The sequence below is a fragment of the Bacteroides sp. D20 genome, from assembly GCF_003436255.1.
GTDB classification, from domain to species: domain Bacteria; phylum Bacteroidota; class Bacteroidia; order Bacteroidales; family Bacteroidaceae; genus Bacteroides; species Bacteroides uniformis.
In genome coordinates this window covers 7,260-19,889 of the sequence record NZ_QSOO01000033.1, presented here as the reverse complement: position 1 = coordinate 19,889, position 12,630 = coordinate 7,260, and the positions used below count along the sequence as shown (strand labels likewise).

Below are 12,630 nucleotides of genomic sequence, written 5' to 3'. Positions count from 1 at the left end.
GAGGACGTTTAGACGCAAGAAGGACGCTGAAGAGCTTAGTTGCGGATTTGAGGTTCACCTAAATTCACCTCAAACTGCCACCACCATTCGTCATCATCCACATAATAGAATTCTCTCAGTCTTTCGTAGAGTTCCGGTTCGTTTTCTTCGAGCCATTGACGGTACGCACTATAACTACTATTTATTCCATGATGGCAATCGAATCCATTTCCTATAATATACAAGTTTTTCATTTAAGTATTTTTTATGAGTTAATTCTTTCATTTACGCGAAGTTATAAAATATTTGTGGCCTAAAAAAATATCTTCTCCTTTTTTTGATAGTCTTGCTTTTTTCCCTATTTTTGTAGAAAACCAACATCATAAATTATGAACATCAAAGATTATATAGAAGAAAAACAAAAAGTTTTTAAGCAGTTGGATTCTGCTATAGATAAGACATTTTCAAATGATGCTGAAGAACGTAAGGAAGGAAGAGAAGAATTAGAAAAGTTGCGCGGTAAAGATGAAGCCGTTCCTTTTGCCATAGGTTATGCACATCAAATAGAATATGACTGCACGGGAAATCCGGAGAATGCACAAAAAGCTATTGAAGAATACAAGCGCATAGTTAATGAAGGGTATGCTTTTTTAAAAGAAAGCATTCAGGAATTGGAAGCCCGATTAGGGAACTAATTGTATATGAAGCGGAAGTATTTCATTACAAACAGTAGATTGTAGCGTGTTTGATTTTGTATCCACATTAAGAAGACGTCTGACCTTATGCTGTATGACAGCGAGGACAAACGTCTTTTTTGTGGCAGTTCAGTTGTCGTGGTCAAGCATAATATACCAGCCGTCTTTGATAGGTTTATATAGAGTCGTATCACTATCTGTTTGGCGATAGATATCATTCAAATCCAATTGTTGTTCTGTTGCCGATATTTGCTCTTTATCCAGTTCCGGTTCATAGAGAAATTCTTTGGAAGTTCCGCCGATTGACAAGCCGTGAACAAAATAAGGGATATAGACTTTTGTTCTTGATGTATCCTTGCCCATTTCCTTTAGCGATTCTTTTCCCCAGTAAAAGACACGCTCACAACTTATTTCGTTTAGAAGGGAATCCAGCCGCAACTTATGTTCTTCGGGCAGTTCCTTGATACTCAATAAATCGTCGCCATATAATGTATCCGTTCTGTAAGGAGGGTAATATGTACCATAAGCACGTTGTACGACAATGTCGCGTATTTCATTGAAAGCCGCTTCATGTTGCGTGAAATGACGCACCATTTCGTCGTCGGTCGGCAGGGATAGTTCGCAACCTGTAACGAATAAACTTGAAATCAGAAATGTTATTGGTGATATTCGCATTTTTCTATATGTAAAGGCTTATTATTCCGGTAAAACAGATAAAGTTCATCCATGATATGCCGAGATGTCAAAACAGAAGGTACCGCTCCGAACTTATTGAACAGGCTGAAACCAACCTTTATGGCCTGAGTGTCTTCTGCGTCATCGAATCCTCCCAATATATCCGCATCTCCCAAATTAACAAATCGATTCGAAATGTATTGTTTGGCCCAGGTACCATAAGACCTGTTATTGTCTCCCAGTTGGGCAAAACCGGCGCCATTAACAAGTTCAAATTCGGTAAATCCCACATACCTGCCGATAAATCCATAGTGTATGTTAGACCATATATCATACATAAATTTCAATTGTGTTGCACTATCACAAGCCCAATCGCAACCTTGTATTTCTTTGATCTTTCTCTTATGATCCCATATTTTCTCATTTGCAACAAGTCCTTTCCACTTTTTGTATGCCTGTATTCTTCCCTCTACTTTGTCTGATGCGACACTTGCAAGTAGAGAAGAAGGATTTAGTGCGGATACTGCTGCCTGCCCGAATGGGGTCAGTTTCTTGAATGCTTGCTTTTGAGAATTCTGTGATTTATTGTAATGGTTCAAAAGAGAGATAAGTTCTTTTACATCCTGAGACCTGACGTTTCTTTTGATCTCTTCACAGATATAGTTTGCCGTATCCCATACTGATGGGTATGGATGCACGGAAATACTACTCCCTGTCGCTTGCCTTTTTGCAGACTTCGGTGTGCCATCAGCTTTCATCATATTGTTTATGAATTTAAAAAAGATTCTATATCATTGCTACATGCTGCGGCATGTTTAAATCCATTAAAAAGTACCATCAAACAACCGTTGTCGCTATACAAAGCACCGGTCTTGGGGTCCTCATTTTTATAAAGTTGTTCCACCACTTCATCAAAAGTACCGCATTCTGCCGCACGGCAAAGGAAACTACCCATATTTTGGCTTAACCAATATCCGCCATGCATCCGGTCCTTTTTCGGAATATCTAAAAAATCAATAACTACAATACGACGCCGATTTCCATGCAGGAAGTGCATTCGCTCTAATAAATTGTTACAATATAAATCCCCGAAACTATATCCTGCAATTACTAATCTGGGGTTCCGGATTATGCAATTAGTTAAATTGGCATGATAAAAATCAAAGGGGACACAGTTTAGTTTATCCGGTTTACGCAATCCTGTAACTATAGGGGACGCATAGTAAGTTTCTCCGGACTGGCAGGTTGGTTGCCCCTGTCCTCGGCCTATCATCATATCTTTTACTATATCATAATTAGGATATTTGTATAGGTCATGGGAGAGATTGGTATATATATCCTGATTTGCGTTTTTATAGGACGAGAAATAGTAATTGATACATCCGTGCAGATGGTTAATGGTTGCCACTTTTTCCGGATTCTCAAACAACCGCTTGGGATTAAACCTTTTGAATACATCTTGAATGCCATCAGGTTCAAAACCATCTTCATAGTTTCCAATAGAATCTTCTATCGTTGTGTCATAGTTAAACACAAAGAAATCACTGCCCTTTCCGAACTGTTGGTAAAAATCCCGATACCATTCATTTTCTTTATACTTCCGATTTCGAAAAACAGTATCGTATCCATTTATAATATCCATTATCCGTAAAACGAACTGCTTCATCACGGAGCTGAGATTGTTACGATCAAACTCCATATTAGGCAGTGTAAAGGGAGCAAAAGCAGGGAACAGATTCGCATTATGACATTTGCCATCCCATACCCATCCATAGGAATATAGCATTTCCAACACATGGAACAGATGTTCAAAATGGACATTAGGTTCCGGTGCCTTCCTAAGAAACGGATTGGAGTGATCAGGCGGATAAGCCATCTTAAGTTTGTCATAAATATCTTTCACTGTTGTAATGGAATTACTTGGATCAAGATAATCCGTATAGGGACTACAAACCTCGTCTGTAATATTCCTTGTTGATGGTTTTATAGTTCCTTGCGGTAAATCAAGGTCAAGTGGCGTACCTGCTCCAATAAGAAATGTTGTGCGATTATCAATCATATTCATTAATACTTAAAAATGTAATTTAATTGTTATATGTGAGGTGTTCCCTCAACTGTTGGTATCCGCCGCCTGCTCCACTGTCAGTAACGGAGAGAGCCGTAACGATGAAGTGCTGCAGTCTCAGGAGCACGCTGACATAAGGGTGAGGCATGAGAGAGACAGGGAAGGGCGATATCGCCACAAGGTGAATGTCACCTTCGAACACCGGAGCGAGCTGCTTGGAGAAGGGCAGGCAGAGCATGTTCTTCATGCCCCCGAGAACCGAGAGCATCGAGGCATTGGAGTTGTTTTTTATGCTACCCAAGATATCTTTTCCTACACCAGTCTTGAGGTTTGCACTTATGCTGTCGAAATAACCTGTGTCCGTCATTACAATTATTAGATATTATATCAGATTAGTTATCCAGTCTGAATACCATTCACTAAAAGTAATATGCTTATTCTCTTTATTGAGAACAGGTGAAATACCACTATAATCAGCTCTATTATCAAGCCAAATATTACCAAATTCTGTTCCATTAACAACAAGTAAAAAGGTACAACCATGCCCCCAATGACCTATTTGTAAACATCCAAATATATGTTTGGTATTCATATATTTATCCACAATCTCGGATTCAGGATAATCATCATCCCAATCAAATGATGCAATCCAAGACTCATTCCACTTCTCTTGGTATGGAAATTCTTTATTTAAACAAATGCAAGGTCGATTTCTCAATTTAAAATCTATTATAGAATCAAATAATGATTTTAATCCAAATCCAGGACCAACTCCACCATTTCCTATCTCAGAGATAAAGCGTTTATAATCTAGTGGAAGTTCTATATGATTTTCAAATTCAAATTGTCTTATCTTTTCAAGAGAAAGAGTTGGATTAAATATCAAATCACTCTGTGCTATTTTATCTAACAAATTTCTTTTCTCAATAATTTTATTTTTAATGTATTTGATTGAATCCATAATCATTTTGGTTTATAAGTTGATATTTTTTTATGCCCTTCATCATTAATATAATGATATCGAATAATCATATTATGCTTTATCGCAAAGGTTTGCATGCCTTTCTCACATCTATTACATGGAGCCAATGGAGATAATTGTGATACACCACCTTTAGTCATTTGCCCCATTGAATGTATATCTAATACTTTTCCCGATAAATCACCAACTTTGTTTCTCTTATCAAGAGCTTCTAATAGTTTGGCCTCTGAATGTCCAGTGGCACCATATCCATTGTATTGTGCGTCTGACGATCCAGGATTACTATACCATGAATATTTTCCTTTATCTGTTAATACTGGTTTCCCATCCAAAATAGCAATAACCTCATGCCAGCCAAACCAATCAATTAGAACATTAGTATCAACAACATAATTATATAAACAAATTCCACCAGCCAGTCCAATCGGGTCCTGCGAAACATACATTCCTATTTGCGGTGAGTAGTACCTGAACCTGTTGTAGGCCAGTTCTGTCTCTCTGTCATAATACTGGCCTTGAAAAAGGAACGGAATCATCCCTTTGTTTCCTGTTTCCTCAATGACATTCCCATTGAAGTCAAGCACACGACTCCACACTTCATTACCTTCAGTATCATACGTTTCTGTGGGTGTCCCCAAATGATCCGTCAATATGGAATATGTTTTCCCCTCCTTAATCATGGCTGCCGGAACGAAAGATTCTTCATCGAACAACCACAGTGTACGGGCATGACGCTTTTCATCCGTTTCCCAGCGTTCATATCGATGCAAATAGGTACGCTGCTGCTTCCACTGGTGCAGCGGTACATTCCCATTCCATAACCAGCGAGTGACAACCGTACCAAATGTCTTTGAAAGTCGTCTGCCCAGAGCGTCGTAGGTAAATCCAACCTCTTCTCCATCAGGACGTATGACCTTAGCCAGCGAACCGTCGGCGTTCCATCGATACCTCCAATGCTCTTTTTTCCCATCAAGCCATTTCCCTGAACCAATATAACGTTCCGTCAGGTTGCCGTCCTTGTCATATTCATAGTGCCACTTACCGTCCTGCTCCATTACGCCTCCCTTGAGGAAACGCCGTATCGTACAGTCAGGATCAGGATAAAGATTGCCGAGAATATCGCTCTTTCTCCATTGCTGTGTACCATCAGGGTATTCCGCAAATTCAAGCTGACCATTCGGCGTATAGCCATAACGTGTCGTACCTCTTTTGCTATCCTCGGTGGAGAGCAGACGGTCGGCCACACCCCAGCAATAGCGACGCATGTGCCGTGTCCGGGCATCTTTGCGTGTCCGGGCATCTACCAACCGTCCTATATTGTCGTACGCGAAACTGCGCACCACACCGCCCGGAAGCATCCGTTCCACTTCGAAGCCCAACGTATCGTAACGGTGTTCGGAATGCCAAGCACCTCCGTCTTCACCGCATCCGTCACTCGCCTTGAATCCAACCAGCTCTCCATATTCGTTTCGCTCATATTTCAAGTCTGCTCCAAGTGTACTCTGTAAAGAAAGAATCTGCCCGACCTTATCATAAGTACGTGTGATGGTCTCTCCATCCGTCGTTTCCGTAACCGGGAGCCCCAGTGTATTGTATGTAAACTCCACACGGCTTTCACCTCTTACGGCTTCCACAAGCCTGCCCGATATGCCGTACTGATAAGTCTGGTCCGGTTCGTCAGTTGTGACATAAGAAACACGCGTAACGCGTGATGCCGCATCGTATTCATACTCCCTTTCCGTTCCGCTCGGCAATTTCTCGCTCACGACCCGTCCGGCTATGTCACGTTTGTATATCCTTCTCTTTCCATCGAAGCCCACCTCGCTAATTACGTTACCCGTATTATCAAGGTCGAAGTCATAGCATTGCCTCCGTTCGTTGATTACCTTGCGCAAGCGTTCCTCTCCATCGTAGCGGAACGCTACTACGCCACGGCTATCCCGACGGGAAGTCAGTTTCCACATTCCCGCATAGCGGTATTCCACCTGTTGCAGGTTATCACGATATTCCACCAGGTTATCAATTCCGTCATAAGTCAGGAATATATGGTTTCCATCGAAATCTTCCACCTCCACCACACGACCAACCAAGTCGTACTTGCGTACCTGTTCTGCGCCTTTCGGATTCGTAACGCGAAGGCAGCGTCCAATCCGGTCGTATCGGTAACGTAACACATTGCCACGGCTGTCTGCCACTTCCGTAAGATTTCCGTCCTTGTCGTAAGAAAGGGTTGTCATCACACCGTAAGGATCCGTCACACGACTAACCAATCCTTCACGGTATTCTATTTTTGTCTCAGCTCCCTCCGGATTTGTGCGCTTCATCACATTGCCCTTGTCGTCATAGCCGAACATCCATGTTCCCCCGTCTGCCGTAGTCACACTTATCGGCCTGTTGCGTAACGCACCTTTCCGGAAGAATACCGCAGAAACACTGCCACCGCCCGGATCCGAATTGTCCGTGCAGTTACCCCAGCGGTCATACTTGTACAGGTAGCTGTTGCCTGCCGGATCCGTTTCCTGCAAAAGTTTCCTGTCCGTGTCGTATTTCCAGCGGTGTTCACCTCCATTGGCGTCTATTTTCAGATATACAAGCCCGTCACGGTGGTGATAAACTGTCAGTTTATCATGGCTGTCAAGTACTTCTGTCAGCCCGTTCATAAACTTCAGCTTGTGATTGTATATGCCGTCGCCCCCCCATGTGTGGATGCAGCGGGCACCGATACCCGTATCGTCATATTCAAAATACCACGAGAGTCCGTTACGCCACGTTTCCTTCACGATCAGGCGTCCGGCATATTCATAGAGCATCGCATCACCCACCGCATTACGTTGCCGTATCATATTTCCTTCGGCATCGTAATCGTAAGAGGCAAGTATGATTTCCTCATCCGCATTTTCGGGATGCGGAGCCCATATTTCCATGATGCGTCCGTTGCGGACATCGTATTCCACCCTCAGATGGCGCCCTGCACTGTCCGTTATATTGCGCAGGTAGCCCTCGGCACTGTAACTGAACCGTATGGCAAAGCCGTTAGCATCGGACACGCTTTCAAGCAGATGTATGGAGTCATACTCTTTCCGTGTAAAACGATAGTACAGATCCTCGTCCATATCCCAGATACAATAACCGTCCTTCTCTTTCCGTGCTTCTTTCCGTTCGGAACGTATAAATGACGGATTTTTCTCTGTGGGCAGGGAAAATGCGACCGGTATTCCGTCCGACATACGGAAAGTTAGTATTCCGTTTTCCACGACAATCCCCATGTCATAGGCGTGATGCCAGCCGTTGCCCAAGGGGCCACGGTAATCGCTGCGACTGTACCATGTACGTTCCCACGAAAGCGGAATCGGGCCGTCCAGCCAGAAATCCTCTTCATCAGTAAAGAACGTGCCGCTTGCCACATCAACGGGATGTCCGGTGACGGTACAGATCGTTTTGTGCAGCATATTCTGCAAGGACTTGCTCTTTATTTTGTCATTTACCGCGTCGTGCAGTTTTTTTGCCACCTTTGCGGTCTTTCTCTTGTAGGCTCTGCCGAAAGCCCCCATGCATTTACGGGAAAGTGCGGCCATAGGGTTGAGCGGTACGGGAATGGGGCTGGTCAATATCTGTTTTGCAGGGGGAATCGGATTAATGACTCCCGTAGGCAGAAATAGTCCCGGCACCTTATGTACACTGGCCATACCGAGGTCGTTACAATCCAGATGCAGGTGCGTACCTCCTCCTGAAAGAGGCAATCCGTCAGCCAGTACCGTAAGGCTTCCCATGAATGCGTGTCCGTTATTCTTCGGGATCGGGAGAGAGTTGGCAGCAAATCCGGCTCCCATAGGAATATGCGGTATGCTACGTGTGGGTGTGGAAGCTACAGCACGAGGAATAAATCCGCCTATTTTGACGGTTGCACCCAACATGCCCACGGCCATTGTCAATGCGGTATGTCCGATTTCCGCAAGTTTGGCAGAGTCCGCACTTCCAGTATCCTCTGCTGTTGGCGGAGGCGGTATAAACGAGGCCACTGCTGCGGTCATAAAATCTTGAGGGCATAATAGTGTGCCCACATACGGATGCGGCATGGGTACGCTTGTTGCCGGAGGTATGTTCACCAAGTGTATATCCACTCCGATTACAGGATCAAGTTGCTTGGATATGGGAAGGCAGGCCTGTCCTTTCATACCCAATGCGCCGAGTACGGGCAGTATGGCTGCCTCACTCACGTTGTCAGCCAAGCTGCCAAGGGCGGTTGCCGCCTTTAATCCCGTGTCGAGAGCATTTATCGATGGTGACACACCAGCTTCTGCATTAGCAGAAACTCCGGAAACCACACCAGACATTTGTTTGCCGACAGTGACTTCAAGCTGCGAGCTTACCTGGTCGAAATAACTTGTTCCTGATGACATAACAATATCCTTTAATAGTTTTAAGTCTTAAAAAATAAATAGCCTGACAAGAAAATGGCAAGTACGACAATGACCCCCAGCCAAAAGCGTAAGCCATTAGGTCCCAATATGTCCAACCAGAAATTTCCACCCCAACTGCCGGGACGGGCATAAGTCCATTTCCAGTCCAGTAATAATCCAAGAAGCCACACCAATAAAATCAGTATAACAATAAGATAACCTGATTTCGGATTAGACTTGATATAATCCGGTCCATCAGTGAATATCTGTTGCAGCGTTGTCCATATTTTGTTCAGCCAGTTCATAATATTTCCCTAAATTCCGTTTGTACTCATATAAGAAATTTTCCCAGTCTTTCCCGATTATGCGTGTTAATACCGAATCGATTTCGTCTTTGCCGACAGAAGACTGGTAGTTCGAACTCTCAAGCAGCTTGAGAAGCAACAATGGATAAGAGGAGTGCCTTACCAGCTCAACAGATAATTTATCTGCCAAACGGAATCCTTCAATGTAACATTCTGCCGCCAAAGCGTTCTCGTGATTTTTTTCTCGACACCATCCGCACATTCGCAAAGCCTCTGCTTGCATAAGATAGTCTTTACATCGGGAGTAAGCATCCGCTCCCACCTTATATATTTCAGCAGCTTCCTGCCACCCGGAACGATGCACCAATATGGAGGCTTTTCCCAAAAGTGCACCACCAAGCAAACGGCCGGACAGTGAAGGCTCGAGCCTGCCTTCACCCATTTGTGCCGATTCTACCGCCTTGTTGGCAAAATAGAGAGCCATGTCCCAATCTTTACGTGTAATACGGTCAGTGTATAAAATGGTATAGACAGTAACGAATTGACTCAGCCAGTTTAAGTCCTTTTTTACATTGACGAGAGCCATATCCAAGCACTTGCGTGCATAAAATTCAGTCTGCGCGGCATCCCCTTTCTTCACGCTATTCATTAGTTTCACCAACATTATTCGAAAAGCATTGGCGCCCGGATCACCAGTATCCTCATTGGCGGCCTGTTCAGCCAATTTTTCAACGGCCTCATCCATGTTGATCGGTGGATAAATACTGGTCGTTTCTTTCGGATACTTAGACATGATGTCACCGAACTGTTCCTGCCCGATAATGTCACTGATCCCCCAAACCATCTGCGCATTGAACGGCAATGACAGAGCCTGTTCGAACCAAAATCGACATTCTTCATACTCCTGCGTACCCTCGATATCAAAGACAAAACTGCATTTCATATCAGTCCCGCCAACGATAACCTTTGCCAATCTATTGAAATTCTCAACAACCAACTGCGCAGGATTATCCTTGCTTCCAAGTGTAAAATCCGGAGTCCAGTCTATTCTCTCAAAAATAATGTCTTCCGGCTTATCGGAATCATTCCAATATTCAATCTGCCGCTCTATATACCGAAGAACTTTATCGCTATATTCTACAACAGACATAAACGGCAAGGCTATGACGAAAACCATATCCTCCTCGTCGCTGTCAATGGCCAACATATAGTCATAAAATGCCTTGAGCATGGATTCATCTCCAGGATTAATAACTATACGAACCATTTTTACGGGATGACTTATGGCTTCCTCCCAAAGGTAAAGCATATTGTCTGCTATCTGTTGTATGGCGTTGCTCATAAATTAATTCAGTTTAATGATTGTACCTGCTATAGCCGTTGTGCCACTGGAATCCACAGTAGCCTGTGTGCCTCCGGAAAGTGTTGCCGTACTTTTCCCCGTAGCAGTAACCTCATTACCGTTTATGTTATATGAAGTTTCGGCAGAAGTGCTCACTTTTTGGGCGGCTTGGATGATGTCCGCTCCGGCCGTTTCCGAGATATTGGCAGCAGCATTGGATGTAATATTGCCTTCACTATCCAATTCAATGGAAGTTTCCCCCACGCACAACTTGATGGATTTTGAGGCGGAAATAGTTATGTTTCCCTGTCCATCAGCCGCATAGCTATTGCCATCCTTATCTTTCATGGTGATACTGCCTTCGTCATCGTCTATGGTAATGGTACAACCGCTTCTCGTTGTCAGGCTCTTTTTCTTGTTCCCGCTGTCTCCTCCGGTTCCGGTTTTTCCATTAAACAAACTTCCAAGCACGAATGGGCGGTTGGGGTCGTCATAGCGAAAACCGACAAGGACGATATCATCTTTCTCCGGGATAAATACAAACCCGCGATTTGTAGAAACTTTATCGCTTACACCGGCATCCGGTGTCAAGACACGAATCCATGATGTCTGCATTCCATCGCCTTGCCAACTCATCTTAACCTGCACACGTCCTTGCTTTTCCGGATCATCATTGCTTATTACCACAGCCTGCTGGGTTTGTGCAACCGGCAGTGGCACATCGGGAGGGGGAAGAGTCGGAACAGAAGAACTGATAGCCGTGAAACTGTTATAATAACTTTCTCCCGCACCTGAGAAGTGTGTAATCTCCGTTACGATATATTCTCCCAAACTCTTTTCTTCAAAAACAGATTGAAAAATCTGGATTGCAGTCTGAATTTCAACTACGCTACCCAAATTTACAAGATTGCTGTCGGTATCACAAGCTATGTAATGTGATGAGGCTGTGTCACCCTGTTGCTTTTTCTGGAAATAATTATCAAGCTGACTCTTGTTGGCAACCCTAATCTCAGAGTTTTGGACAGCCGGAGACTTGAATAGTTTTATAGAAGCGTCGAATGCAGATTGTCCCAGCATATTCAGCCCCTTTGGAGCATCCGGAGTAGAAGCCTTATATGTCTGTGCATTTCCTGAATGGTATGAACTTCCTTGTAAAGGTCGTGCAAGTGTCTGAATACCGATATTCAAATCCGAAATTTCGCGGCCATAAGCCAAAGAGACAGGAGGTGGAAGTGACGATGGTTTGCCAAATACCAGCTGATGTCCGTCATAATACAGCCATTCATGATATTGCCGTGCCAAACGCCGGATAAAATCAAAATCGCTTTCGCGATACTGGCATTCATATTCGATCTCTGTTTTGTATTCCGGATTAACCAGACAAGGGACACCATCCCTGTCACATATTTCCTTAACTATGCCGGATAATGTTTTTTTTGTCCATGAAGCACAGTTCAATTCTGATTCAAGCAGGAATGTTAAAGAATATCCCTGTATAAGCAGATAGCCGTGATTGCCTTGGGTACGATGAAGCTCGACGTGAGTTATGATACCCTTGAAAACATTATCTCCCAGTTGAATATCCAGTTTCTTGCCTACCCAGTTCTTGCTTTTGTCAAGCGTATGTGCCGCATAAAGTTCTCCGGATTCTATGTCCATGTGAACATCAAAATAGTGATGGTCATTAATGAATTGTTTCAATATGACCTGAGAAAAGGAGGGCAGAGGACTCCCTTCAATGCTGACTGTTGTTTTCTTCTGCTCGAGCATAACGGCTATATTTTAGTTAAAAATCACAATTGCCGCCCAACGGAAAATCCGTCAGGCGGCAATTCTTATTACATCCCGGACGGGTGTTCAAGCTGAAAATATCAGTTCTTCGGCCAGCGATTGTCCAAAGCGGCGTTCCCCACGTTGATCATCTCAGCCGAGAAGGTCAGCGCGATTGTCATTGGCACTTCGTTGTTCACGTCGAGGGTTTCCTTGTAATGTACGATGTAGGCGTTCTTGAACTCGATTTCCTTCATCTTCGCGTCTTCCTCGATTTTCTTGTAGACAATCTTTCCCTCTACCTGCTTGAACTGGCTGTTCAGCATGGCTTCAATAGTAGCGGTGTCATCAGTGGATTCGATAACAACCCCTACGCGTCCTCCCTGAATATTTGAGGAGGGTTTTCCCTTAGAGTCG

General features: G+C 43.9%; 12 protein-coding genes. 2 read left to right on the top strand and 10 right to left on the bottom strand.

Annotated features, from left to right (window positions below; all coding sequences use genetic code 11):
- Positions 1–35: 35 nt before the first annotated feature.
- The gene (locus DXD78_RS20605; RefSeq protein ID WP_117652947.1) at positions 36–233 is read right to left on the bottom strand and encodes an AbiH family protein; all 198 of its coding nucleotides are present in this window, start codon (positions 231–233) and stop codon (positions 36–38) included.
- Between the two features lie 135 nt (positions 234–368).
- On the opposite strand from DXD78_RS20605, the gene DXD78_RS20600 reads away from it, so the two are divergent.
- Positions 369–674, top strand: coding sequence for a hypothetical protein (locus DXD78_RS20600; protein ID WP_101602723.1), 306 nt, complete (start codon positions 369–371; stop codon positions 672–674).
- Between the two features lie 129 nt (positions 675–803).
- Here the strand turns inward: DXD78_RS20600 and DXD78_RS20595 are convergent, their stop codons facing one another.
- Genes DXD78_RS20595 through DXD78_RS20585 form a run of 3 tightly spaced genes read right to left on the bottom strand, consistent with a single transcriptional unit; the run spans position 804 to position 3,408 of the window.
- Complete coding sequence (locus tag DXD78_RS20595; RefSeq protein ID WP_101602722.1) at positions 804–1,349, bottom strand: DUF4948 family protein; 546 nt, start codon at positions 1,347–1,349, stop codon at positions 804–806.
- Positions 1,331–2,110, bottom strand: a complete 780-nt coding sequence (locus DXD78_RS20590; protein ID WP_101602721.1) for a polymorphic toxin type 44 domain-containing protein — start codon at positions 2,108–2,110, stop codon at positions 1,331–1,333. Before DXD78_RS20590 ends, DXD78_RS20595 begins: the two co-directional genes overlap by 19 nt.
- Before the next feature lie 5 nt (positions 2,111–2,115).
- Positions 2,116–3,408, bottom strand: a complete 1,293-nt coding sequence (locus DXD78_RS20585) for a hypothetical protein (protein ID WP_133304275.1) — start codon at positions 3,406–3,408, stop codon at positions 2,116–2,118.
- A gap of 43 nt (positions 3,409–3,451) precedes the next feature.
- Here DXD78_RS20585 and DXD78_RS20975 point away from each other — a divergent pair, with 43 nt between their 5' ends.
- Entirely contained in the window at positions 3,452–3,793 is a 342-nt protein-coding gene (locus DXD78_RS20975) for a hypothetical protein (protein ID WP_133304274.1), read from the top strand.
- Positions 3,794–3,796: 3 nt separating this feature from the next.
- Here the strand turns inward: DXD78_RS20975 and DXD78_RS20575 are convergent, their stop codons facing one another.
- From DXD78_RS20575 to tssD, 6 genes are all read right to left on the bottom strand, one after another.
- Complete coding sequence (locus DXD78_RS20575) at positions 3,797–4,375, bottom strand: SMI1/KNR4 family protein (RefSeq protein ID WP_133304273.1); 579 nt, start codon at positions 4,373–4,375, stop codon at positions 3,797–3,799.
- Positions 4,376–4,377: 2 nt separating this feature from the next.
- Complete coding sequence (locus tag DXD78_RS20570; RefSeq protein ID WP_101602717.1) at positions 4,378–8,796, bottom strand: DUF6531 domain-containing protein; 4,419 nt, start codon at positions 8,794–8,796, stop codon at positions 4,378–4,380.
- Positions 8,797–8,816: 20 nt separating this feature from the next.
- Positions 8,817–9,101: an immunity 17 family protein gene (locus DXD78_RS20565; protein WP_101602716.1), complete on the bottom strand. Its 285-nt coding sequence runs from the start codon at positions 9,099–9,101 to the stop codon at positions 8,817–8,819.
- A complete protein-coding gene (locus DXD78_RS20560; RefSeq protein WP_165859183.1) occupies positions 9,052–10,443 on the bottom strand; it encodes a hypothetical protein in 1,392 nt (463 codons plus the stop codon). The genes DXD78_RS20565 and DXD78_RS20560 overlap by 50 nt, the downstream gene beginning before the upstream one ends.
- A 3-nt stretch (positions 10,444–10,446) precedes the next feature.
- A complete protein-coding gene (locus DXD78_RS20555; RefSeq protein ID WP_101602715.1) occupies positions 10,447–12,213 on the bottom strand; it encodes a phage baseplate assembly protein V in 1,767 nt (588 codons plus the stop codon).
- A gap of 101 nt (positions 12,214–12,314) precedes the next feature.
- A partial coding sequence (gene tssD / locus DXD78_RS20550; protein ID WP_233534028.1) for a type VI secretion system tube protein TssD occupies positions 12,315–12,630 on the bottom strand: 316 nt, incomplete at its 5' end.